21 protein-coding genes are annotated in these 22,948 nt (G+C 69.6%); 16 read left to right on the forward strand and 5 right to left on the reverse strand.

Annotation, left to right across the window (positions count from 1 at the left end; all coding sequences use genetic code 11):
* The first annotated feature begins 4 nt into the window (after nt 1–4).
* The gene (locus tag ABZ382_RS25465; RefSeq protein ID WP_357093465.1) at nt 5–511 is read left to right on the forward strand and encodes a F0F1 ATP synthase subunit B; all 507 of its coding nucleotides are present in this window, start codon (nt 5–7) and stop codon (nt 509–511) included.
* The gene (locus ABZ382_RS25470) at nt 508–1,080 is read left to right on the forward strand and encodes a hypothetical protein (protein WP_357093468.1); all 573 of its coding nucleotides are present in this window, start codon (nt 508–510) and stop codon (nt 1,078–1,080) included. Before ABZ382_RS25465 ends, ABZ382_RS25470 begins: the two co-directional genes overlap by 4 nt.
* A 90-nt stretch (nt 1,081–1,170) precedes the next feature.
* Here the strand turns inward: ABZ382_RS25470 and ABZ382_RS25475 are convergent, their stop codons facing one another.
* Together ABZ382_RS25475 and ABZ382_RS25480 are read right to left on the reverse strand one after the other, a co-directional pair.
* A complete protein-coding gene (locus ABZ382_RS25475) occupies nt 1,171–1,914 on the reverse strand; it encodes a VOC family protein (RefSeq protein ID WP_357093471.1) in 744 nt (247 codons plus the stop codon).
* A complete protein-coding gene (locus ABZ382_RS25480) occupies nt 1,911–2,894 on the reverse strand; it encodes a helix-turn-helix domain-containing protein (protein WP_357093474.1) in 984 nt (327 codons plus the stop codon). The genes ABZ382_RS25475 and ABZ382_RS25480 overlap by 4 nt, the downstream gene beginning before the upstream one ends.
* Before the next feature lie 143 nt (nt 2,895–3,037).
* Between ABZ382_RS25480 and ABZ382_RS25485 the strand changes: the two genes are divergently transcribed.
* Nucleotides 3,038–4,333, forward strand: a complete 1,296-nt coding sequence (locus tag ABZ382_RS25485; protein ID WP_357094077.1) for an MFS transporter — start codon at nt 3,038–3,040, stop codon at nt 4,331–4,333.
* On the opposite strand, the gene ABZ382_RS25490 is transcribed toward ABZ382_RS25485, so the two are convergent.
* The gene (locus ABZ382_RS25490; protein ID WP_357093477.1) at nt 4,330–4,797 is read right to left on the reverse strand and encodes a DUF3099 domain-containing protein; all 468 of its coding nucleotides are present in this window, start codon (nt 4,795–4,797) and stop codon (nt 4,330–4,332) included. The two genes, ABZ382_RS25485 and ABZ382_RS25490, sit on opposite strands and share 4 nt — an antisense overlap.
* A gap of 180 nt (nt 4,798–4,977) precedes the next feature.
* Between ABZ382_RS25490 and ABZ382_RS25495 the strand changes: the two genes are divergently transcribed.
* From ABZ382_RS25495 to ABZ382_RS25535, 9 genes are all read left to right on the forward strand, one after another.
* A complete protein-coding gene (locus ABZ382_RS25495; protein WP_357093480.1) occupies nt 4,978–6,693 on the forward strand; it encodes a GMC family oxidoreductase in 1,716 nt (571 codons plus the stop codon).
* 276 nt (nt 6,694–6,969) lie between these two features.
* Nucleotides 6,970–7,971, forward strand: a complete 1,002-nt coding sequence (locus tag ABZ382_RS25500; protein ID WP_357093482.1) for a porin PorA family protein — start codon at nt 6,970–6,972, stop codon at nt 7,969–7,971.
* A 47-nt stretch (nt 7,972–8,018) separates the two neighbouring features.
* A complete protein-coding gene (locus ABZ382_RS25505) occupies nt 8,019–9,242 on the forward strand; it encodes a lipase family protein (RefSeq protein ID WP_357093485.1) in 1,224 nt (407 codons plus the stop codon).
* Nucleotides 9,236–10,294 carry a phosphotransferase gene (locus ABZ382_RS25510; RefSeq protein WP_357093488.1) on the forward strand — a complete coding sequence of 353 codons (1,059 nt, stop codon included), beginning with the start codon at nt 9,236–9,238 and terminating at the stop codon, nt 10,292–10,294. The genes ABZ382_RS25505 and ABZ382_RS25510 overlap by 7 nt, the downstream gene beginning before the upstream one ends.
* Entirely contained in the window at nt 10,291–11,325 is a 1,035-nt protein-coding gene (locus tag ABZ382_RS25515; protein WP_357093490.1) for a TIGR03857 family LLM class F420-dependent oxidoreductase, read from the forward strand. Before ABZ382_RS25510 ends, ABZ382_RS25515 begins: the two co-directional genes overlap by 4 nt.
* 88 nt (nt 11,326–11,413) lie before the next feature.
* The gene (locus tag ABZ382_RS25520) at nt 11,414–11,815 is read left to right on the forward strand and encodes a hypothetical protein (protein WP_357094080.1); all 402 of its coding nucleotides are present in this window, start codon (nt 11,414–11,416) and stop codon (nt 11,813–11,815) included.
* Nucleotides 11,812–12,918 carry an NAD(P)-dependent alcohol dehydrogenase gene (locus ABZ382_RS25525; RefSeq protein WP_357093493.1) on the forward strand — a complete coding sequence of 369 codons (1,107 nt, stop codon included), beginning with the start codon at nt 11,812–11,814 and terminating at the stop codon, nt 12,916–12,918. The genes ABZ382_RS25520 and ABZ382_RS25525 overlap by 4 nt, the downstream gene beginning before the upstream one ends.
* Entirely contained in the window at nt 12,915–14,363 is a 1,449-nt protein-coding gene (locus ABZ382_RS25530; RefSeq protein WP_357093496.1) for an aldehyde dehydrogenase, read from the forward strand. Before ABZ382_RS25525 ends, ABZ382_RS25530 begins: the two co-directional genes overlap by 4 nt.
* Nucleotides 14,364–14,406: 43 nt before the next feature.
* A complete protein-coding gene (locus ABZ382_RS25535; RefSeq protein WP_357093499.1) occupies nt 14,407–15,063 on the forward strand; it encodes a TetR/AcrR family transcriptional regulator in 657 nt (218 codons plus the stop codon).
* Between the two features lie 44 nt (nt 15,064–15,107).
* On the opposite strand, the gene ABZ382_RS25540 is transcribed toward ABZ382_RS25535, so the two are convergent.
* Nucleotides 15,108–15,896, reverse strand: coding sequence for an enoyl-CoA hydratase-related protein (locus ABZ382_RS25540; RefSeq protein WP_357093501.1), 789 nt, complete (start codon nt 15,894–15,896; stop codon nt 15,108–15,110).
* Between the two features lie 185 nt (nt 15,897–16,081).
* Here ABZ382_RS25540 and ABZ382_RS25545 point away from each other — a divergent pair, with 185 nt between their 5' ends.
* From ABZ382_RS25545 to ABZ382_RS25555, 3 genes are all read left to right on the forward strand, one after another.
* Nucleotides 16,082–17,614: an aldehyde dehydrogenase family protein gene (locus tag ABZ382_RS25545; RefSeq protein ID WP_357093504.1), complete on the forward strand. Its 1,533-nt coding sequence runs from the start codon at nt 16,082–16,084 to the stop codon at nt 17,612–17,614.
* Between the two features lie 40 nt (nt 17,615–17,654).
* A complete protein-coding gene (locus ABZ382_RS25550) occupies nt 17,655–19,301 on the forward strand; it encodes an AMP-dependent synthetase/ligase (RefSeq protein WP_357093507.1) in 1,647 nt (548 codons plus the stop codon).
* A 74-nt stretch (nt 19,302–19,375) separates the two neighbouring features.
* Nucleotides 19,376–20,365 (forward strand): phosphotransferase family protein, encoded by a 990-nt coding sequence (locus tag ABZ382_RS25555; protein WP_357094082.1) that lies wholly within the window; start codon nt 19,376–19,378, stop codon nt 20,363–20,365.
* A 75-nt stretch (nt 20,366–20,440) separates the two neighbouring features.
* On the opposite strand, the gene ABZ382_RS25560 is transcribed toward ABZ382_RS25555, so the two are convergent.
* On the reverse strand, nt 20,441–22,045 hold the full coding sequence (locus tag ABZ382_RS25560; RefSeq protein WP_357093510.1) for a 4Fe-4S binding protein: 1,605 nt from the start codon (nt 22,043–22,045) through the stop codon (nt 20,441–20,443).
* A 124-nt stretch (nt 22,046–22,169) separates the two neighbouring features.
* On the opposite strand from ABZ382_RS25560, the gene ABZ382_RS25565 reads away from it, so the two are divergent.
* Complete coding sequence (locus tag ABZ382_RS25565; RefSeq protein WP_357094084.1) at nt 22,170–22,907, forward strand: glucose 1-dehydrogenase; 738 nt, start codon at nt 22,170–22,172, stop codon at nt 22,905–22,907.
* The last annotated feature ends 41 nt before the right edge of the window (nt 22,908–22,948 follow it).

Here is a 22,948-nt window from a genome sequence, read left to right on the forward strand (position 1 = left end):
CATCATGTCTCCCAGAACGGATGTGGAGGCCGCGGGGAACTTCCTGGTTCCCAACGGCACCTTCGTGGCCGAGTTATTGATCTTCCTGATCGTGCTCGCAGTCATCTGGTTCTTCGTGGTTCCGCCGATCCGAAAGGTACTGGCGGAACGGGAGGCACGTGTCGAGGTCACGACGGCGACCGCCAAGGAAGCCAGCGAAACCTTCGCCGAAGCCGAAGCGCGCTACGAGGCAGCCCTCGAGAAGGCCCGACTGGAAGCGGCCGACATCCGCAACCAGGCCCGGGCCGAGGGGCGGGCAATCCTCGAGGGAATGCGCGGCGAGGCCCAGAAAGAGGCCGACCAGATCGTGGCCGAGTCCACGGCGCACCTGCGCGCCGAGGCCGACCAGGTCGCCGCCGAACTACGCGAAGCCGTCGAACCACTCGCTCAGGACCTGGCCGGCCGGGTCCTGGGCGGGAACGATCGTGCCCGGACCAGTGCGGGCCAGCAGAGAGGACGGGGGTCTGCATGATCCTCACCGATACCCATCTCGCCGAGGGTATTTACAACATCACCTTCGATTGGCCCGTCTTCCTCAGCCAGCTGTTCGGCTTCGCCGTCATCGTGTGGTTCATCATGAAATACGTTGTGCCACCGGTGAAAAAGATCATGAACAACGCTCAGGACCAGATCCGCCGGCAACTCGAGGAGAGCGAGGCGGCGGCCGATCGGCTGGCCACCGCCAAAGCCGCCTACGACAATGCCGTCGCCGAGGCCCAGGCCGAACTCGAGCGCATGCGCGAGGAGGCCCGCGCCGACGCCGACCGCATCATTCTCCAGATGCGCGAGGCCGCGGCGGCCGAGGTGGAACGGGTCCGCAAGCAGGGCCGCGATCAGATCCTGCAGTACCGCAGGCAGATGATCCGGGATCTGGAACAGGATCTGGCGGCCGCCATGCTCGCGCTCACCGAGGAGAAGGTGCGCGAGCAGATCGGATCACCGCAGTCCCGTGCCGACAGCATCGAGAGGTTCCTCGAGGATCTGGAGGCGCTGGCCAATTCCGGTGAGGCGCGGCGTCAGCCGCAGACCGAGCGGAAGTAACCCAACTCTCGGTGGGGCTCTCGGGGATTCCCGAACCCTGCCCGAGCTCGAGCCCGGCACCCCGGATCAGATCCGGGGTGCCGGGCTCGTTCATGCCGGGTGGCGACTGGTCAGGCAGTACGCCGAGCCCGACGGGTCAGCCATGACCAGCCAGTGCTTGCCCTGCTCGACGCGGCGCGCGCCGAGTTCCTCGTGCCAGGTGGCGGTGGCTTCGATATCGGTGCAGGCAATATCGGGGTGCGCGGAGGTGGGGCGGTCCTCGCCGAGACGCTGCAGCAGGAAGTCGAGGGGGAGGCCGGGGCGGGCCGAGAGGCGGGAGAACTCGGGCAGGCTGGCCGGTTTCCAGGCCCATCCGGTCAGTTCGGTCCAGAAGCGGGATTCGGTGTCGTAGTCGCTCGCCCCGATGTCGAGGCAGATCTGATCGAGTCGGCTGCGGTCTCCGGACGGCCCGGTGACGGTGGGCGTGAGCGGGCCGGTGGTGTCGCGGAACGGCGTGAAGCAGAACGGCATTCCGGCGGGGGAGCGCAGCACGGCGTAGCCGATGCGTTCGGTGAGGATGTAGTCGCCGTCGAGGGTGGCGCCGAGCTGTTCGGCGCGTTCGGTGGCGGCCACGACATTGTCGACGTCGAGGTCGAGGTGGATGCGGCCGGGCCCGCCGGTGGACTGCATCTTGAGCGTGGGCGCGCCGGCATCCGGGAGCAGCGTGAGGAATTCGTCGTGTTCACCGCGCGGCGCCGACCGGGTGGTGGCGGTGACTCGGGTCCAGAATTCGGCGCAGTCGTCGAATTCCGCGGCGGGCCGGTCGAGAAAGGCCCATACCCAGCGAATGGTCATGCTGTCTCCAGAGTTTCGCGCTTGCGGAAGGTCTTACGGTAGGTCAACGGCGGCACGCCCAGCTCGGAACGCATGTGATGGCGCAGTGAGGCGGAGGTGCCCAGGCCCGCGCCGCGCGCCACCTCATCGACGGGCAGGTCGGTGGTCTCTAGCAGGTGCCGGGCGTGGCGGACGCGCTGCTGCAGGATCCACGCGCCCGGCGCCATGCCGGTCTCGGCCTTGAAGCGGCGGGTGAAGGTGCGCACGCTCATATGCGCGTGCGCGGCAAGGGCGTTCAGGTCCAGTTCGTCGTCGAGGTGGTGCAGCGCCCAGCGGCGGGTGGGCGCGGTGCCGTCGCTGCCGGCGTCGGGAACCTGCCGCTCGATGAACTGCGATTGGCCGCCTTCACGCCACGGCGGCACCACGCAGTAGCGGGCCGCGCGATTGGCGGCGGCGGTGCCGTGGTCGGTGCGGATCAGGTGCAGGCACAGGTCGATTCCGGCCGCCAGTCCGGCGGAGGACCAGAGGTTTCCGTCCTGCACGAACAACTGGTTCTCGTCGAGGACGACGCGCGGATACAGGGCGCGGAACTGGTCGGCGAAGCGCCAGTGCGTGGTGGCGCGGTGGCCGTCGAGCAGTCCGGCCGCGCCCAGCACGAACGCTCCCGTGCAGATGGACACGATGCGCGCGTCGGGGCGGATGGTGGCGAGGGCGTCGGCGAGCGCGGGCGGCAGCGTGCCGTCCTGGCGAGGCCCGGGGATGCGGGTGCCGGGCACGATCACGGTGTCGGCCGACGCGAGCAGTTCCGGGCCGTGCTCCGGGATGACCGTGTACCCGCCGACCGCCGCGACGCCGCCGTCGCCGAGGCCGCAGATGCGCACGTCGTAGAGCGGTTCGCCGTCCTCGCCGGTGGCCGCGCCGAGCACCGTGGACGGAATGGTCATGTCGAAGCCGACGGTGGGTTCCAGGACCAGGACGGCGACGAGCTGGGGTGCCTGCACGGTGTCTCCCCTCACGGTTGGCTTGATCTTGACGCATTGTGGCATTCAGGCCACTCGTGCCGGTAGGGGATTTCGGTCACGCTCGATCGGTGAGTGAACTCAGGGACCGCTTCGACGTGGAATCGCCGTCGGGCACAAGCTCGTTGAACGGCGTGTCGGCAGCTCTGCGGGGGCGGGCCCGGCGGGGCCCGCATCCGGCGTGGATCGTGGCCGCGGTCGGGTTCGTGGCGTTGCTGGGCGCGGCCGGTTTCCGCTCGGTGCCCGGCGTGCTCATGGATCCGCTGCATCAGGAATTCGGCTGGTCGCACGGCACGATCGGGGCCGCGGTCTCGGTGAATGTGCTGCTGTACGGCCTGATCTCGCCGTTCGCGGCGGCGCTCATGGACCGGTTCGGCATCCGCCGGGTGGTGGCGTGCGCGCTGGTGCTGATCGCGGCCGGGGCGGGGCTGACGGTGTTCATGACCCGCCCGTGGCAGCTCATGGCGACCTGGGGTCTGCTGGTGGGCGTCGGGGTCGGGTCGATGTCCATGCCGTTCGTGGCCACCATCACCGGCCGCTGGTTCGTCAAGCAGCGCGGCCTGGTCACCGGTGTGCTGACCGCGGCGGGAGCGACCGGGCAGCTGATCTTCCTGCCCTTGATCGCGAGCCTGGCCCGTGATCACGGCTGGCGCACGCCGTCGATCGTGGTGTCGGTGGCGGCCTTGGCGGTGGTTCCGCTGGTGCTGCTGTTCATTCGCGACTTCCCCAGCGATGTCGGGGTGCGCGCCTACGGCGCCGAGCCGGGCAGCGATGTCGGGGTGCGGACCACGGCTCCCGGTGGCGCGGCGCGGGCGCTCACGGTGCTGGCGGCCATCGTCCGCAAGCCCGTGTTCTGGATGCTGGCGGGCGGGTTCGCCATTTGCGGGGCCTCGACCAACGGCCTGATCGGCACGCATTTCGTGAGCGCCGCCCACGATCACGGCATGCCCGCGACCACCGCCGCCGGGCTGCTGGCAGTGGTGGGCGCGTTCGATGTCGCGGGCACCATCGCCTCGGGCTGGCTCACCGACCGCCTGGACTCGCGCTACCTGCTGGTCGCCTACTACACGCTGCGCGGGGTGTCGCTGCTGTTCCTGCCGGTGCTGTTCGGTCCGGACGTGCAACCGAGCATGTGGGCGTTCATCATCTTCTACGGCCTGGACTGGATCGCCACCGTGCCGCCGACGGTCGCGCTGTGCCGCAAGCACTTCGGCGAGGACGGTCCGGTCGCGTTCGGCTGGGTGTTCGCCTCACACCAGATCGGTTCGGCGCTGGCCGCTTTCGGGGCGGGCGTGATCCGCGACGTGCAGGGCAGCTACACGACGGCCTGGTTCGTCGCCGGCGCCCTGTGCGGTCTCGCGGCCCTGTTGTCCGCGGCTATCCCCGCCGACCGGAAGGCCGGAGCGATCGCGGGGAGCTAACCCTGCGAGCCCTGGGAGTTGGGCCAGCCTTCGACGGACTTGTGCGTTCCCGATTCCAACGCGGTCTGATTCCGTCGCCCGTCCCAGCGGCTCGGTTCGTCGCTGGTGCGGGGCGGGCGGTCGTTGGCGATGAGGACCGCGATCCACGGCAGCGGCACCGAGACGCCGATGATCAGCAGCGACACCCACCAGCTGTGCCACAGCCCGTAGGCGGCCGCCGCGCCGATCAGGCAGGGGATGCGGAACGCCATGATGGTGATGTACCGCCGCACCCGGTCCCGATGCTGCTGTTCGAGCGAGGTCTGCGCCTCGGTGATCAGCGCAGGATGCTGCTTCCCCTCACCCGGGAAGTACCCCTGGGAGGGCGGGGGCGGTTTAGGGATCGAACCGGCGGGGTGGAACTCGACGTCCGGGCGACCCGCGCCGCTACTGCCGTCGGCCTGGGATTCGCCGTCACGCTGCATACCCCGAGTCTTCCACTACAGCGCGTCGGATGCACACGCCGCCCGGCCCGTCGCAGGGCGAGTGGTTGGTCGCGCTGTCGGCGCGGTCGGTGTGCGACTCACCCAATCGGTATTGACTGTACGAGCGGTCAGTGTCAATGTTGTTGCTCAGGTCACACCGGTTGGCCCGAAGGAGATGCAATGACGGCGGACGGTAAGGCCTTCGACTACGACGTGATCGTCATCGGTTCCGGGTTCGGGGGCAGTGTCAGCGCGCTGCGTCTCACGGAAAAGGGTTACCGCGTAGCGGTTCTGGAGGCCGGTCGCCGGTTCGCGGATCACGAGTTCGCCGAGACCTCGTGGCGGTTGCGCAAATACGTATGGGCGCCGCGGCTCGGCTGCTACGGGATCACGCGAATGACGCTGCTGCGGAACACATTCCTGACGGCGGGCGCGGGTGTCGGTGGGGGATCACTGGTGTATGCGAACACCCTCTACCGGCCCCAGGACGCCTTCTATCGGGATCAGCAGTGGGAGCATATCGCCGATTGGAAATCCGAACTGGCGCCGTACTTCGACCAGGCCGAGCGCATGCTCGGCGTCGCCGAGGTGCCACGCGACACCGCCTCGGACGAACTGTTGCGGGAAGTCGCCGAGGACATGGGCCGGGGCGACACTTTCCATCGCACCCGGGTCGGAGTGTTTTTCGGCGAGCCGGGCGCGGCCCCTGGCGCGTCCGTGCCGGACCCCTTCTTCGGCGGGGCCGGTCCGGACCGCAATACCTGTCTGAACTGCGGGGAATGTGTCGTCGGCTGTCGCCACAATGCGAAGAACACGACCGTCAAGAACTACCTGTATCTGGCCGAGCAGGCCGGCGCCGAGGTGTATCCACTGACCACCGTCACCGGCGTGCGCCCCCTGGCGGGCGGCGGCTTCCGGATCGAGACCGTGCGGACCGGGCGCTGGATCCGCAAGGCCCGCCGGGTGTTCACCGCCGAACAGGTCGTCTTCGCGGCCGCTGCGCTGGGCACGCAGCGACTGCTGCACCGGCTCAAGGACTCCGGCATGATGCCGCAGATCTCCGACAGCCTCGGGACCTTGACGCGCACCAATTCCGAAGCGGTGCTCTATCCGCGCTCGCTGCGCGCGGACGCGGACTACAGCCGGGGCGTCGCGATCACCTCCTCGTTCCATCCCGACGACGAGACGCATGTCGAGGTCGGCCGGCTGGGCGGGAAGGGCAGCAATCTCCTCGGGCTCACCACCACCGTGCTGGTCGATCCGCAGCCGGGACGGCCCCGCGTCGTCTCCGGACTCGGTGTCGCGCTACGCAATTGGCGCAAGCTGGGCAAAATGCACGATCCGCGCCGCTGGTCCCAGCAGACCGTCGGCCTGCTGATCATGCAGACCGGCGGGAACTCCCTGATCACCTACACCAGGCGAGGGCTGTTCGGTCGCCGCATGACGACGCGGCCCGGCCCCGGTCCCACTCCGCCGGTGTGGATCCCGGTGGCGCACGAGGTCGATCGCCGGATCGCGGAGAAGATCGACGGCGTGCCCAAGGGGACGACCTTCGACCTGTTCAATATCCCCAGTACCGGCCACTTCCTGGGCGGTTGCCCGATCGGGGATTCCGCGGATACCGGTGTGATCGACCCCTACCAGCGGCTGTACGGCTACCCGGGTGCGCACGTGATCGACGGTTCGGCGATCACCGCCAACCTCGGGGCCAATCCCTCGCTGACCATCGCCGCCCAGGCCGAACGCGCGGTGGCGTTGTGGCCGAACAAGGGGGAGGCCGATCCGCGGCCGCCGGTCGGCGCCGCCTATCGCCCGGTGCGCCCGGTCGCGCCTCGCGCCCCGGCGGTGCCGGTGGAGGCTCCGGCGGCTCTGCGTCTACCCATCACTCCGATCTGACCCGATAGCTCAGTGTGTGTTCATGCCGGCCCTGGTGGCCGGCTACGGGTGCTGCATCGAAAGATGCTGCACCCGTTCATATTTCAGGATTCTTGACCTCCGGAATGCTCCCTGCTGAATTCGGCCGTCAATCACTGGCCATCCGTACGGTCAGTATGTTTTACTGCTTGTCGCCGGCTCTTTCTGAGTCGTGACTCACAACGATGCATATTCCGCATGACCCCGAATCGGTCGCGGACTCCTCATGCGTCGCCATCCCGATCCCAGGACCGAATGATGACAATTCGCCGTTCTTCCCTCGCCCTCATCGTCGCCGGAGTGGTGTTGATCGCGGTCGCGGGTGTTCTCCGCTTCGCCGTGGTGCCCGCGCTGTCGAAACTGCCGGGCGACACCGACACCACCGCGCACTACGAGGGCACCGCCACGCTGCTGAACGCCAAGGCGCTGCAGAGCGGCGACACCGCGCACGCGCTGCTGACCGGCCTGCCGATCACCGTCGACCGGCACATCTACGTGTCCGCCACCAGCGACGACGCCGCCGTGGTCCACGACGACGCGACCATCAACGCGCCGGGCGGCACCAAGGTCGAGCAGAACCACGTGTACGCGCTCGACCGGGTGACCCTCACCGACGCGCCCGCCCCCGGCGGCGCCGAGGTGGAACCGCACACCGGACTGACCGTCGCGCTGGCGATGAACCCGCCCGCCGACGATTCGCAGCGGTACTGGGATTCGGGCATCCAGGCGACGGTTCCGCTGACCTACAAGGGGTCCGACAAGGTCCACGGTCGCGACGTCCACCGCTACGAGGCGTCGGCGCACGGTCCGCTGAAGTCCCCGTCGACGCTGCGCACCCTGCCCGCCCAGCTGCCGAAAGCCCTGGTCGAACAACTGCTCCCGACGCTGCCCGCCGGCACCCAGGACGCCCTGCGGACCGCGTTGCCCACGCTGCCGGATGCGGTGCCGCTGACCTACGCCTCGTCCAACCAGCTGAACGTGGCCGTGGACAGCGAACTCGGCCTGCCCATCACCGCCACGCAGCAGCAGCAGGTGGTGGCCGGTCTGGAGGCGGGCGGGCAGCACATCGATCTGCTGCCGGTCATGGCCCTCGACATCAAGACCACCGACGCGTCCAGCCGGGCCAGCGCCGATCAGGTGAAGTCCGCGAGCTCGAAGCTGCGTCTGGTGGCCGACTACCTCCCGCTGGCCGCCGCGCTCCTCGGCGTCGCCGCGATCGTGGCCGGCATTGTGCGCCGCCGCCCGGTGGCCGCCGCGTGAACCGGCGTCGACGCCTCGGCACGCTCGCCCATCGAGAGGAGAATCTGATGTACCCCAAGACAATCGGCGCCGTGGTCGGCATCACCTGCGCCGCGATGTCGGTGGCGTTCGCCCCGCCCGCCGCCGCACAGCCGCTGGATAATCCGGGGGTCGTGGCGCCCGACGCCGATCCCTTCTACGCCGTGCCCGGCGACTTGGCCGGGCTGGCCAACGGCGCGATCCTCGACTCCCGCCCGATCAGCGCCTCGGCCGGACCCGTCCCGTTGTCCACCCGGGCCTGGCAGGTGAAGTACAAGACGCTCGACACCCACGACCGCCCGACCGCGACGGTGGCGACCGTGCTCGTGCCCACCGCGCCCTGGACCGGGCCGGGACCGCGCCCGCTGGTCTCCCTGCAATCGGCCGAGGACGGTGTCGGCCTGCGGTGCGCTCCCTCGCTCACCCTGCGCGGCGGCGGTCTGCTCGGTGGCTCGCTGACCGACATCGTCGTCCAGCTGCCGAAGCTGATCGAACGTGGTTGGGGCGTAGTCGTTCCCGATTGGGAAGGTCCCGATTCGGCGTTCGGATCGGCGCCCATGGCCGCGCACGGCGTCCTCGACGGCATCCGGGCGGCGCGCGCCTTCGAGCCCGCCGGATTCGCGGCCGACACGCCGATCGGGCTGTGGGGCTACTCCGGCGGCGGGTTCGCGTCCATCGTCGCGGCCCAGTTCCAACCGAGTTACGCACCGGAGCTGTCGTTCGCGGGAATCGCGGCCGGCGGCGCGCCGGGCGACGAGCGGGCGGTCTACCACGCCGCGAACGGTGGTCCGTTCGGCGGCGCGGTGCCGGTCCTGTTCGTCGGGATATCCCGGGGATTTCCCGAGGCCCGGCTCGAGTCCTACCTCAACGACACCGGTCGTCGTATCGTCGCCGAGAGCCAGACCGACTGCCTTCCCGACGCCGGGGCGCGTAACCCCGGCCTCGATTTCGGCGACAGCCTCAACGCCGAAGGCGTCGAGAAGCTGATGTCGCTGCTGTGGTCGAACAGTCCGCTGGCGCAGCCCGGCGTGCCGGAGTCGCCGATGTACCTCTACCACGCGGTCGGTGACGAGCTGGTCGTCTACCCGCCAGCCAAGGCGCTGGTGGAGCGGCTCTGCGCCGCGGGGGTCACCGTGGAGCACCGGGCCGACCCCGGTGGTGAGCATCTGGTGGAGGGCGCCCTCGGCGCGGACGGCGCGGTCGACTTCCTCGCCGACCGCTTCGCCGGTCGAGACGCGCCGAGCACGTGCTGACGCCCCTGACGGAAGTCGATCCCGCGCACGGCCTCACCCCGGATTGGCTGGACGCCGCGCTGGCCGAGGCGCGGGGCGATGCGCGGGTGGTGGCGGTGTCGAGTTCGGCGGTCGGAACCGGGCAGGTGGCGATGAGCGCACGAGTGCGCCTCGAGTACGACCGGCCGACCACCGCGCCGCGCAGCGTCATCGTGAAGTTCGCGGATCCGGATCCCGACCATCGTCGACGGGTGCGTCGGGACGGCGCGTACGAGCGGGAGGTGCGCTTCTACCGGGAGCTCGCGCCCCGGGTCCGGGTGCGTACTCCGAAGGCATTCGCGGCGGAGTTCGATTCCGGCACCGGGTCATTCGTCCTGGTGCTCGAGGACCTGGCTCCGGCCGTGCAGGGTGATCAGCTGGCGGGATGCACGGTGGCGTCGGCCGCCACGGCGATGGACGAGATCGCCGGACTGCACGCGCCGTGCTGGGGGCGTCACCGGCTGGGGGAGGTGTCGTGGCTGCGCCGCGACCGCCCCGGCATCGCGGCGGTGACCCCCCGCCTGTGGGCGGGCTTCCAGGAACGGTACAACGGGCTGCTGAGCGCTGAGATCCTATGCGCGGGCGGACGTTTCGTCGCCCACCTCGATGCCTGGCTGTCTTGGGAGTCCGAGCATCGTACCGTGGTGCATCGCGATTTCCGGCTCGACAATGTGCTGATCGGCCCGCAGGGCGCGATGACCGTCGTCGACTGGCAGACCTGTGCCATCGGTTCCGGTCCCGAGGATGTGGCCTACTTCCTGGGCAGCGGCCTGCCCGCGGAACTGCGCCCCGCCGCGGAACGAGATCTGGTGCGGCGCTACCACGGACGCCTGCTCGAACAAGGCGTTCGGGACTATTCGTGGGCCGAGTGCTGGCGCGACTATCGCCGCGGCGCGTGGCACGGAATGCTCATGGTGATCAACGCGTCGATGCTGGCCCGCCGCACCGAACGCGGGGATCGCATGTTCCTCACGATGGCCGAACGCCATGCCCGCCAAGTGCTCGAGCTCGACTCGGCGCAGGTGCTCGGATGAATCCGGAACTGGGCTGCTATCTGCTCGCGGGCGCGGCCGACGACCCGCGGCGGATCATCGACGAGGTGCGGCTGGCCGAGCAACTCGGCCTCGGCACCGCATTCCTCTCCGAACGCTTCGATGTCAAGGAGGCGGCCACGCTCTCCGGGGCCGCGGGCGCGGTCTCGCAGCACATCCGGATCGCCACGGCGGCAACCAATCACAACACCCGCCATCCTCTGGTGACCGCTGCGTACGCGACCACCATGCACCGGCTCACCCGGGGCCGCTTCCTGCTCGGGCTGGGGCGCGGCGGCGCGCGGGCCTTCGCCGCCTGGGGGCTGCCGCCGGTCACGACCGCGCAGCTCGAGGATGTCGCCGGACTCCTGCGCCGCCTGTGGCGTGGTGAGACCGTCCGCGATCACGACGGCCCGGCCGGGCGGTATCCGCGCCTGCGGCTGGATCCCGAGTTCGCCGAGCCGATCCCGCTTGGCCTGGTCGCCTTCGGACCGCAGACCCTGGCCCTCGGCGGCCGAGTGTTCGACGAGGTCATCCTGCACACCTATTTCACCGACGAGACGCTGGTGCGTTCGGTCCGCATCGTCAAGGAGGCGGCCGAACGCGCCGGGCGGGATCCGGCCTCGGTGCGCGTGTGGTCCTGTCACGCGACCATCGGCGATCACCTGCCCGAATCCCGCCGCTTGCGCGCCACCGTCGGCCGACTGGCCACCTACCTCCAGGTCTACGGTGACCTCCTGGTCGCCACCAATCGATGGGATCCCGAGGCGCTCGAGCGTTTTCGAGCCGACCCGGTGGTCGCCGGGATGCGTGGAGCGATCGACGCCGTCGCGACCGATGCCCAACTCGAGCACCTGTCGGAACTGCTGCCGCCCGAATGGCTGGGCGCGGCCGCGCGAGGCAGCGCCGCGCAGTGCGCGAACAGTGTGCGCGGCCAGCTGGATCTGGGCGCGGACGCCGTCATCCTGCACGGCGCCACCCCGGCCGAGCTCGCACCGGTGGTGGCCGCCTATCGGCAGCCCGCCTCACGGTAGGCCGCCAACTCACTGTTGACTGTACGGGCGGTCAGTCTATTAAGATGGATACACCACAACGAATTTTCTCGGGAAGGGCGTGGGCATCGTGGGCTATTTCTCCAGTGCCGAAGAGGTCTACCAGTACATCGGCGGCGCCTTCCGCCTCGCCGACACGCACCCGCAGGCCGGGCCCAAACTGCGCTCGGCGGCGGTGACGCTGCGCATCGACTACACCGACCCCAAGGCCACGCTCACCATCAAGCTCGCCGAACCGGCCATCGAGGTGATCGAGGGCGCGGACACCGACGTCGTGCCCGATATCCGCATGAGCATGTCCGCGGACAATGGCAACCGCTTCTGGCGGGGCGAGTACAACGCGGCGGTCGGGCTGGCCAAGGGTGAGGCCAAGGCGCGCGGACCGGTCAGCAAGATCCTCCGGCTGCTGCCCGCGGCCAAGCCGGTCTTCCCGCTCTACAAGGAGTTGGTCGCGCAGAAGGACGCCCGATGACAGTGCGCACCCGGGCCGCGGTCCTGCGCGCCGCCGACGGTCCCTTCGGTATCGAGAACGTCGAAATCGACGCCCCCGGACCTGGGCAGATCGTGGTGCGGATCGCGGGTGTGGGCGTCTGCCACAGCGATTTCCTGCCGCGCACGCCCATGGCCAAACCGCCGATCATCACCGGGCACGAAGGCGCGGGCGTGGTGGTGGAGCTCGGCGCGGGGGTGGACGCGCTGTCGGTCGGCGACCATGTCGTGCTGTCCTTCGACTCGTGCGGGACCTGCCGCAACTGCCTCGACGCCCAGCCCGCCTACTGCGAGACCTTCTGGCCGCGCAATATGTCGGGCTTCCGGCCGGGCCGGGCCACCACTGTGCGTGACGCGCAGGGTGATCCGGTCAAGGGCAACTGGTTCGGTCAGTCCTCCTTCGCCGCCTACAGCGTGGTAGCGGCGCGCAATGCCGTCAAAGTCGATCCGGCATTGCCACTGGAGCTGCTCGGGCCGCTGTCGTGCGGCGTACTGACCGGCGCCGGTTCGGTGTTCACCGCACTGGGCGTGGAAGCCGGGTCGAGCCTGGCGGTGTTCGGCGCGGGCACCGTCGGGCTCTCGGCCGTGATGGCGGCCCGGGTCGCGGGCGCGGCGGTCATCGTCGCGGTGGACGTCAATCCCGAGCGCTTGCGGCTGGCCGAGAAGCTCGGCGCCACCCACACTTTCCTCGGTTCGACCGAGAACCTGGGTGACGCCGTCAAGGCCCTGGTCCCGGGTGGGCTGGACTACTCCCTCGACACCACCGGCGTCCCCGAAGTGGTCTCGACCGCCATCGACGTGCTGCGCCTGCGCGGGGTCTGCGGCTGCGTCGGTGTGCAGTTGAAGCCCCTCACCGTACGCCCTGACCAACTCGCCTTCGGGCGCACCATCAAGGGCATTCTCGAAGGCGACAGCGTCCCGAAGCTGTTGATCCCCAGGCTGATCGAACTGTGGCGGCAGGGCCGCTTCCCGTTCGACGAACTCGTGCAGACCTTCCCGCTCGACGCGATCAACGAGGCCGAGCGGGCCATGAAATCCGGCGCGGTCGTCAAACCCGTGCTGATTCCCGGAGAGGACACGCCATGACGGCAGACTTCAACGCGCTCTACATCGGAGGCGAGTGGCGCGCGCCGTCGGGTTCGCGTCGCATCGAGGCGTATTCGGCGGCCACCGAGGAACTGCTGGGCAGCGTGCCCGCCGGGGAGGCCGCCGACGTCGACGCCGCGGTCGCCGCCGCGCGGGCCGCGTTCGACGACCCGCAGGGCTGGTCGCGCTGGGAACCGGCGCGCCGCGCCGCCGTGCTGGAACGCTTCGCCGTCGAATTGGCATCGCGCAGTGCGGATATCGTGCGCTACGTCAGTAGCCAGAACGGCATGCCGGTGCGTTTCGGCAAGGCCGTCGAGGGCACCGTGCCGGGCGTGATCCTGCGCTACTACGCGGATCTGGTGCAGCGGCAGGCGGAGTTCGAGGTGCGGCCGTCGCTGGTCGCGGGCTCGACGGAGGTGCGCCGGGAACCGGTCGGCGTGGTCGGCGCGATCGTGCCGTGGAACTTCCCGCAGACGCTCACCTTCTTCAAGCTCGCGCCCGCGCTGGCCGCGGGCTGCACCGTCGTGGTCAAGCCGTCCTCGGAGACGGTGCTGGACGCCATGGTGGTCGCCGAAGCCGCCGCGGCGGCGCAGATTCCGCCGGGCGTGCTCAATATCGTGCCCGGTTCCGGGCGCACCGCCGGCGCGCACCTGGTGTCGCATCCAGGCGTGGACAAGATCGCCTTCACCGGGTCCACCGACGCCGGGCGGGCCATCGCCGAAACCTGTGGCCGCCTGCTCAAGCCGGTCACCCTCGAGCTCGGCGGCAAGTCGGCCGCCATCATTCTCGACGACGCCGACCTGGCCGCGACGCTGCCGGGCCTGTTCGCGGTCAGCCTGATGAACCAGGGGCAGAGCTGCTACATCTGCACCCGCATCCTGGCCCCGCGCAGCCGCTACGGCGAGATCGTGGACGGCATCACCGACCTGGTGCGCGGCCTGAAAATCGGTGACCCGCTGGACCGTTCGACCGTCATCGGGCCGGTGGCCAGCGCGCGGCAGCGCGAAATCATCGAGGGCTACATCGCCAAGGGCCGGGCCGAGGGCGGGCGGATCACCACCGGCGGCGGGCGGCCGGACGGGTTCGACCGGGGCTGGTACCTGGAACCGACGGTCTTCGCCGACGTCGACAACAACGCCACCATCGCCCGCGAGGAGATCTTCGGCCCGGTGCTGGCGGTGATCCCGTTCGAGGACGACGCCGACGCGCTGCGCCTGGCCAACGACTCCGACTACGGCCTGGGCGGCACGGTATGGACCGCTGACCTGGACCGCGGCACCGCCCTGGCCCGCCGCGTGCAGACCGGCAGCATCGGCGTGAACGGCTACACCATGGACCACGGCGCGCCCTTCGGCGGCGTGAAGGACAGCGGCCTGGGCCGGGAACTGGGCCCCGAGGGGCTCGCCGCCTACCAGCAGTACAAATCCATCTACCTGCCCCGTTAGAATGGACCGTTCGTACGGTTAATTTCGACTCCGGGAGGAACCAGTGGCCAGACCGGCCGGCCGCCGCACCGAGATTCTCGACACCTTCATCCGCCATGTCGCTGAACAGGGCTACGAGAAGACCAATCTCGGCGATATCGCGGGCGAGCTCGGGATGTCCAAGGGCACCATCGTCCATCACTTCGGGACCAAGGCGCAGATGCTGCGCGAGCTCGAAGAGAACTACATGACCCGCCAGCTCGACGCCGTCCGGCGGATGTGGGCGCAGCTCGACAAGCCGCAGGAGCGCATCGCGTCGATCTTCTACGCCTCGACGCTGTTGCAGGTGACCGATCGCGCCGCCACCATCGCCAGCCAGCGCGAGGTGGTGCAGCTCTCCGACGATCCGGCCATGCAGGAGGTGCGCAAGCTGCGCGCCGAGCTGCAGCGCATGACGATGGACGAGCTCCAGCGCGGCATCGACGCGGGGGTGTTCCGCCCGGTCGATGTCGAGGTGGTCGCCCTGCAGCTGTGGGGTTCCATGCAGTGGATGTGGGTCTGGTTCCGCCCGGAGGGGCAGCGCAAGCCGGAGGAGATCGCCGCGACCTTCGCCGACGTCTTCCTCGGCGGCCTGCTGGTGGATCGCTTCGGCCTCGCGGCCCTCACCGATCCGGCGGGCCACATCGTCGAGGTCGTCCGCGCCGCCTACGCCGCGGACTGATTCGCCGGGCCGGGAGGGACTCGTCCTTCCCGGCCCGGGTTCGTTCAGTTGTGATTGTCGAGCCACGCCTGAGCGTTGGCGAAGAAGTCCGGGTGGCAGATCAATTCGGCCTGTACGGCGGGTTCGATGTCGAGCAGTGTCGTGTCGATATCGGCCGCGGCGGCGCGCCGCAGGGTGGCCTTGATCGCGCGTGAGGCGTGCGCGGGGATGCGGGCCCAGCGCTCGGCGAGCTCGACGGCGGCGGCGAGGGCATCATGGGTGACGCGGCTGACCAGGCCCACCCGTAGCGCTTCCTCGGGTCCGATGGGCTCGCAGCTCAGCAGCAGGTCCAGCGCGCGAGCGTGACCGATGGCGGCGGGCAGACTGTGTGAGACCCCGGCGTCGGGCCCGAGCGCCATCCGGGCGAAGGTCGCGCCGAATTTCGCCTCGGGGCCCGCGATGCGCAGATCGCAGCCCAGCGCCATGCCGAGGCCGCCGCCGATGGCCGGGCCGTTGACGGCGGCGATGGTGGGCTGGGGGAGTCGCGCCAATTCCAGTGAGAAGCTGTGCAATTCACGCATCCAGGCGATGGTGGCGTCCACCTCGCGCGGCGCCATCTCGTCCAGGCTGCTCAGGTCCATGCCGGTGCAGAAGCCGCGCCCTGCGCCGGTCAGGATGACGACCCGGGTCTGGGGATCGGCGGCGAGCGGGCGTACCGCCTCGGTCACCAGCGGAATGCGCGAAGGGCTCATGGCATTGAGCCGCGAGGGGCGGTCCAGCACCACCACCGCGACCCCAGCCGCGGGCCGCTCGATTCGAACCACGTTCTCCTGCGTCTGTACCCCGTCGGACATCGCTCTCTCCATCATTGACTGTACGTGCGGTTAGTTTTAGTGTTGCCAGGTGATCGCGCTCACGTCAAGCGCCGAAATCTCTGCCATGCGAGCTCGGAAAGAAATTCCGGCTGACTCATTGACTGTACGAACGGTCAGTTGAGATAGTGATACAGGCAACACCGAGGGAAGGATCGATCCCAACGATGAGTACCGATACTGCCGACCGGCCCGAGGCACCGCACTACGCGATGTACATCGGCGGGGAATGGGTCGATACGGACGAGCGGTACGAGATCCGCAGCCCGGCCACCGAACGCCTGATCGCCACCGTCGCCCGCGGCGACCTGTCGTTCGCCGATCGGGCGGTGGCGGCGGCCAAGGCCGCGCACGAGGACGGCGGCTGGCGCTCGACCCCGCCGGCCCAGCGCGCCCAGCTGCTGCGCACCGTCGCCGACCGGTTCGCCGAGCGCACCTACGAATTGGCCGCCCTGCACGCCGAGGAGATCGGCGCCACCCTGCGCGTCGCCGAGCCGTTCCATTTCGGCGCGGCCCTGCCGCACATGCACTACCTGGCCGACCTCACCGCCCGCTACGAGTTCGAAAGTGGCGGTCCCACCGTGCATCCCGTGCTCGCCGCCGGGAAGATCCGGCGGGAGCCGATCGGCGTGTGTGCCGCCATCGTGCCCTGGAACATTCCGCTGCCGCTGTCGGTGTGGAAGGTCTTCCCGGCGCTGGGCGCGGGTAACACCGTGGTGCTCAAGCCGGACGAGCACGCGCCGCTGATCCTGTTGGAGCTGGCCCGCGAATTCGAGGCCGCGGGGCTGCCCGCCGGCGTCTTCAATGTCGTAACGGGAGAGGGAGAGATCGTCGGGGCGCGCCTGGCCGACCACCCGGATGTGCGCAAGATCGGTTTCACCGGGTCCACCGCCGTGGGCAAGGAGATCATGCGCAGGGCCGCCTCCAACGTCAAACGCCTCACCCTCGAATTGGGCGGCAAGGGCGCGAACATCGTGCTGCCCGACGCGAATCTCGAAGAGGCCGTGGACGGTTCACTGTTCGCCTTCCTCATGCACTCCGGTCAGGGCTGTGAGTCCGGCACCCGGCTGCTGTTGCCGGACACCCTGCACGACGAGTTCGTGGCCCGCATGATCGAGCGGATCAAGACGCTGCGCTTCGGCGACCCCATGGACTACGACACCGATCTGGGACCGGTCTTCTCCGCGGCCCAGCGTGATCGGATTCTCGACTACATCCGCATCGGGCAGCAGGAGGGCGCGACCCTGGCCTACGGCGGCGGCATACCCACCGGACCTGGTCTGGACAAAGGCTTCTGGGTGGAGCCGACCATCTTCACCGACGTCACCAATGACATGCGCATCGCGCGCGAGGAGATTTTCGGGCCGGTGGTCTCGGTGATCCGCTACCGCAGCATTCCCGAGGCCGTGGCCATCGCCAACGACAGCGACTACGGGCTCTCGGCCGGCGTCTGGTCCGCCGATCCGGCGTTGGCCTTCGAGGTCGCCGAACAGCTCGAGGCGGGCATGGTCTGGATCAACGACTGGCATCTGGCCCCGCCGGAATACCCGTTCGGCGGCGTCAAGCAGAGCGGTCTGGGCCGGGAGGCCGGGCCGAACGCCCTCGACGAATACACCGAACCGAAGTTCGTCTCGTTCGACCTCTCGGGCGGTCTGGACGGCAAGCCCTACGGGCTGTTGCTGAGCACCCCCGCCAGCTGACCCGCCCGCGCCCCACGCAAGGATTCACACAGGAGTACCCATGGCCGAACCACAGACCCTGCCCCAGGCGTTCCAGCGCCAGGTGGCCGACCATCCCGACATCATCGCTCTGCGTTCCGCGGCAGGCGATCTCAGCTACACCTGGGCGCAGTACGACGCGCAGGTGCGCCGCCTGGCGGGCGGGCTGGCCGGTCTCGGGCTGAGCCGCGGCGACGTCTTCGCCTCGCTGCTCACCAACCGGCCCGAGTTCAATCTCAGCGAGATGGCCGCCAATCATCTCGGGGCGACCACCTTCTCGATCTACAACACTTCCTCACCCGAGCAGGTGCGCTATCTGCTGGAGCACTCCGGCGCGAAGGTGCTCGTCACCGAGCGGCAGTATCTGGCCAAGGTCGAGGAGTCCGGCGCCGCGGTCGAGCACGTGCTGGTGGTCGAGGACGGCGACCTGGACCGGCTCGAGCCCGCGCCCGGCTTCGACTTCGAGGCGGCCTGGAACGCCGTGCTGCCCGACGACGTGCTGTGCATGATCTACACCTCCGGCACCACCGGCCCGCCCAAGGGCGTCGAGCACACCCACGGCGGTGTGCTCGCCATGGGAGCGGCATTGACCTCGTCGTTCCCGATCGGCAAGACCGACCGGGTGCTGTCCTACCTGCCCTCGGCGCACGCGGCCGACCGGTGCATCGTGTACTACTTCGGCATCGCCAACGGCGCCGAGATCGTCACCGTCGGCGATATCAAGCAGCTGCCCGCGGCATTGACCGCGGTGCGGCCCACCGTGTTCCAGGCGGTGCCGCGGGTGTGGGAGAAGCTGAAGGCGGCCGTCGAACTCCAGCTCGAGGCGAATCCCGCGGTGGCCGCCGGCTTCGCGGCCGACAATCCCGCCGTGATCGACGTACTGCGTGCGAAACTCGGCCTGGACCAGGTGAACTGGGCGATGACCGGTGCCGCGCCCTGCCCGCTGGGCGTCTTCACCTTCCTGCGCAAGCTGCGGATTCCGGTGACCGACATCTGGGGCATGTCCGAGATCGGCATGGCCACCGCGGCACCGCCGGATCGGGCCAAGCCCGGGACCATCGGAACCCTGGTGCCCGGCTACGAAGCCACGCTGCTCGACGACGGGGAACTGCTGATCCGCGCGCCCTTCACCATGCGCGGCTATCGCAACGACCCGGCGCAGACGGCCGCGACCAAGGACGCCGACGGCTGGGTGCACACCGGCGACGTGGTGACCGTGGACGACGAGGGCTACTACACCATCGTCGACCGCAAGAAGGAACTCATCATCAACGCGGGCGGAAAGAACATGTCGCCCAGCAATATCGAGAACGCCATCTCCACCGAGTCGATGCTCATCGGTGCGGTGGTCGCGATCGGCGACGGCCGGCCCTACAACGTCGCGCTGGTGACGCTGGACGCCGCCGCGGTGCCCGCCTTCGCGGAGAAGTACGGGCTGGATCCGGATCCGGCGGTGCTGGTCAAGGACGAGCGGGTGATCGCGGCCGTCCAGCACGGCGTGGACGCGGGCAATGCGAAGCTGGCCCGGGTGGAACAGGTCAAGAAGTTCGCGCTGCTGCCGACCGTCTGGTCCGAGGGCGGCGACGAGCTGACCCCGACCGGCAAGTTGCGGCGCAAGCCCATCAACGCCAAATACGCCGCCGAGATCGAAGCGCTGTACTCCGAATGACACTGTCCAGCAAAGAAACCGAATCCTCTGCCGAGGCATGGCAGGCCATCGACCCCGAGGCCGTGGGCGCCTGGATGGACGCCGAGGGCCTGCCGCCGGGTGAGATCACCGATATCCGGCGGCTCGGCGGCGGCACCCAGAACATCATGCTGCGCTTCACCCGCGGCGGGCGTGACTACGTGCTGCGCCGACCGCCCCGGCATCCCCGCGCGGTCAGCAACGACGTCCTGCGCCGCGAGGCCAGGCTGTTGCGTGCCCTGCGCGACACCGATGTTCGAGTGCCCCGCGTGATCGCGGCGTCCGTGGGCGAAACGGTGCTGCCCGGCCTGGTGTTCTACCTGATGGAACCTGTCGAAGGCTTCAATCCGGGCACCGACCTGCCCGACCTGCACGCCGGGGACGCCGGGATCCGGCACGCCATGGCGCTGTCCGCGGTCGAGGGCATCGCCCGGCTCGGCGCGCTCGACCACACCGCGCTCGGGTTGGCCGATTACGGCAAACCCGAAGGCTTCCTGGAGCGCCAGGTGCCGCGCTGGCTGCGCGAACTCGACGGGTATCGGGCCAACCCCGGCTACGCCGGGCCGGAAATCCCCGAGCTGGACCAGGTCTCGGCCTGGCTCGAGGCCCACCGTCCCGCGACCTGGCGGCCCGGCATCATGCACGGCGACTGCCACCTGGCGAACATGATGTTCCGGTTCGACGGCCCCGAGCTGGCCGCCATGGTGGACTGGGAGATGTCCACCATCGGCGACCCGCTGCTGGATCTGGGCTGGCAGATCGCCACCAGCCCGGCCGGCGCGGCCGGGGCCGCCGTCACCCCGGAACTGGCCGCGGCGGGCGGTCTTCCGACTCCGGCGGAGATGATCGAGCACTACGCCCGCTTCTCCGACCGCGACCTGGGCGCCATCACCTGGTACACGGTGCTGGCCGGGTTCAAGCTCGGCATCATCCTCGAGGGCACGCACGCTCGCGCCGTCGCGGGCAAGGCCCCGAAGTCCGTCGGCGACCACCTGCACGCGATCACCCTGCAGCTGTTCACCGAGGCCGCGGCGCTCATCGACTGAACGACGAGAGCCTGACGCGAACCAGACCGGCCGGTGCGCCCCGCACCGGCCGGTCTCGGTATTCCGCTGTCCCGCTCAGCGTTCGGCGGTGCGGATCAGCTCGGCGGTGCTGGTGAACTTGACCCGGGGGCGTCCCGCGGCCCGGCCCGCACCACGTTCGGCCGTATCGATCGCGGTCCAGCCGTCGCGATCGACCACCTCGGGCCGGCGCTGCCGCACCAGCTCCGTGAGGGCGTTGCGGTCATGGAGTGGCGTGGGCAGCGCGCCGCTGATGAAGTCGGCGACGAGCTGATCCACGGTCTCCTTGGCGTCGATCTTGTTGGTGCCGATGACGCCCCGCGCGCCGCGCTTGATCCAACCGGTCACGTAGACGCGGGGCGCGACGCCGCCGCGGTCGTTGGGGACGATCCCGCGCTCGTCGTCGAAGGGCAGGGCCGGGACCGGTTCACCGCGGTAGCCGATGGAACGCAACACGAATCCGGTGGCGAGGGTCTCGGTCGCACCGGTGGGCTCGGCGACCGTACCGGCTTCGGAGGGAACCAGCCGATTACGGGTGACCTCGAGCGCCTCGACGCGGTCGGCGCCGGTGAGCGCGACCGGGGAAGCGAGGTAACGGAAGACGATGCGCCTGTTGCCGGGGGTGGCGGGGCGCTGCGCGTACTCGTGCGCGAGCCGGACCTTCAGCGCCACGGACGGTTCCAGGTCCGCGGGGTCGATCACCACGTCCACACCCGGCAGGTGCCCGAGCGCCAGGAACTCCGGCGACGTGTACGCGGCCTGGGCCGGACCCCGGCGGCCGAGCAGGACGACCTCGCGAACGGCGCTGTGGCGCAGCGCCTCCAGCGCGTGATCGGCGATGTCGGTGGTCGCGAGCCGCTCGGGATCGGCGGTGAGGATCCGCGCGACGTCCAGCGCCACATTGCCGTTGCCGATGATCACGGCGCGCTCGCCGGACAGGTCGAACTCGCGGTCGGCGTACTCCGGGTGCCCGTTGTACCAGGCGACGAACTCGGTGGCGGAATGGCTGCCGGGCAGGTCCTCGCCGGGAATCCCGAGCCGCCGGTCGGTGGCCGCGCCGACGGCGTAGATCACCGCGTGATGGTGGGCCAGCAGTTCCTCGTGGGAAATATGCTCGCCCACTTCGACATTGAGGTGGAACCGGAAGTTGTCGCGGCGGAAGGCGGCGGCGAAGGAGTCGGTGACGGCCTTCGTGTCCGCGTGGTCGGGTGCGACGCCCGCGCGGACCAGACCCCACGGCGTGGGCAGCCGGTCGAACATGTCCACGTGGACGTCACCGCGCCCCAACAGATCCTGCGCGGCGTAGCAGGCGGACGGGCCGGCACCGACGATCGCCACCCGCAGCGTTCCCGATCCACGCGGCGGCCGCAGATCCGCGGCGAGCGGGTTCACGTCGGGCTCGAGTGGATGGAGCTCGAAGTACTCGGCATTGATGTCGCGATAGCGGGCCAGCGGGGCGGTCAGCTCGTCCTCGGGGAAGATCGCCTGCACCGGGCAGGAGTCCGCGCAGGCCCCGCAGTCGATGCAGGTGTCCGGGTCGATGTAGAGCATTTCCGCGGCGGCGAAGTCCGGGTCGTCCGGGGTGGGCCGGATGCAGTCCACCGGGCACTCGGCGATGCAGGTCGCGTCGTTGCAGCAGCGCTGCGTGATGACATAGGCCATGACGGGGTTCCCTCGGGTGGTTGGAGTGAGCATCGGCCATTGACTGACCGCGCGTACGGTCAGCATAATTGACCCGAGCACTCAGTGGAAACGAGGAAATGACGTGGCGGTGCAGACGAACGACCTGCTGGCGGGCCGGGTGGCCTTGGTGACCGGCGGCAGCCGGGGGCTGGGTAAGGAGATGGTCGAAGGGTTCGCGGCGGCGGGCGCGGACGTCGTGATCGCCGGGCGCAAGCTCGACGGCTGTACGGCGGTGGCGGAGAAGGTGCGGGCCGAATACGGCGTGCGGGCCCTGCCGGTCGCGGCCAATGTCGGCGACTGGGCCGACTGCGACGCCCTGATCGAGGCCGCCTACGGCGAGTTCGGGCGGGTCGACGTTCTGGTCAACAATGCCGGCATCTCGCCGCTGTATCCGAGCCTGGACGCGGTGGGGGAGTCGCTGTTCGACAAGGTGGTCGGGGTCAATCTCCGGGGACCGTTCCGGCTGTGTGCCGAGATCGGCACCCGGATGGCCGCGGCCGGCGGCGGGTCCATCATCAATATCAGCTCGGTGGCGGCCACCCGCTCCGACGTCATCGCCCTGCCGTATTCGGCGGCCAAGGCCGGGCTCAACAATCTGACCGAGGGCTTCGCGCAGGCCTTCGGGCCCACCGTGCGGGTCAATGCGATCCAGTGCGGACCGTTCGAAACCGATATCGCCAAGGCTTGGCCGGAGGGGTTCCGGGCCCAGTTCGCCACCGCGGTCGCGCTGGGCCGTCCCGGCCGACCGGACGAGATCGTCGGCGCGGCCCTGTATCTGGCCTCCGACGCGTCCTCGTTCTGCACGGGCTCGATCCTGCGCCTCGACGGCGGCATTCGTTGAACCGCTTGACTGACCGCCCGTACGGTCATAGCCTGAATGGC

This window comes from Nocardia sp. NPDC005825, assembly GCF_040630175.1.
Classification (GTDB): Bacteria; Actinomycetota; Actinomycetes; order Mycobacteriales; family Mycobacteriaceae; genus Nocardia.

Bases quoted from the DNA above. Each gene is read 5' to 3' on its own strand.
- ABZ382_RS25465 (WP_357093465.1), top strand. From the start codon at position 5: ATGTCTCCCAGAACGGATGTGGAGGCCGCGGGGAACTTCCTGGTTCCC.
- ABZ382_RS25470 (WP_357093468.1), top strand. From the start codon at position 508: ATGATCCTCACCGATACCCATCTCGCCGAGGGTATTTACAACATCACC.
- ABZ382_RS25475 (WP_357093471.1), bottom strand. From the start codon at position 1,914: ATGACCATTCGCTGGGTATGGGCCTTTCTCGACCGGCCCGCCGCGGAA.
- ABZ382_RS25490 (WP_357093477.1), bottom strand. From the start codon at position 4,797: ATGCAGCGTGACGGCGAATCCCAGGCCGACGGCAGTAGCGGCGCGGGT.
- ABZ382_RS25495 (WP_357093480.1), top strand. From the start codon at position 4,978: ATGACGGCGGACGGTAAGGCCTTCGACTACGACGTGATCGTCATCGGT.
- ABZ382_RS25500 (WP_357093482.1), top strand. From the start codon at position 6,970: ATGACAATTCGCCGTTCTTCCCTCGCCCTCATCGTCGCCGGAGTGGTG.
- ABZ382_RS25505 (WP_357093485.1), top strand. From the start codon at position 8,019: ATGTACCCCAAGACAATCGGCGCCGTGGTCGGCATCACCTGCGCCGCG.
- ABZ382_RS25515 (WP_357093490.1), top strand. From the start codon at position 10,291: ATGAATCCGGAACTGGGCTGCTATCTGCTCGCGGGCGCGGCCGACGAC.
- ABZ382_RS25525 (WP_357093493.1), top strand. From the start codon at position 11,812: ATGACAGTGCGCACCCGGGCCGCGGTCCTGCGCGCCGCCGACGGTCCC.
- ABZ382_RS25530 (WP_357093496.1), top strand. From the start codon at position 12,915: ATGACGGCAGACTTCAACGCGCTCTACATCGGAGGCGAGTGGCGCGCG.
- ABZ382_RS25540 (WP_357093501.1), bottom strand. From the start codon at position 15,896: ATGTCCGACGGGGTACAGACGCAGGAGAACGTGGTTCGAATCGAGCGG.
- ABZ382_RS25545 (WP_357093504.1), top strand. From the start codon at position 16,082: ATGAGTACCGATACTGCCGACCGGCCCGAGGCACCGCACTACGCGATG.
- ABZ382_RS25550 (WP_357093507.1), top strand. From the start codon at position 17,655: ATGGCCGAACCACAGACCCTGCCCCAGGCGTTCCAGCGCCAGGTGGCC.
- ABZ382_RS25555 (WP_357094082.1), top strand. From the start codon at position 19,376: ATGGACGCCGAGGGCCTGCCGCCGGGTGAGATCACCGATATCCGGCGG.
- ABZ382_RS25560 (WP_357093510.1), bottom strand. From the start codon at position 22,045: ATGGCCTATGTCATCACGCAGCGCTGCTGCAACGACGCGACCTGCATC.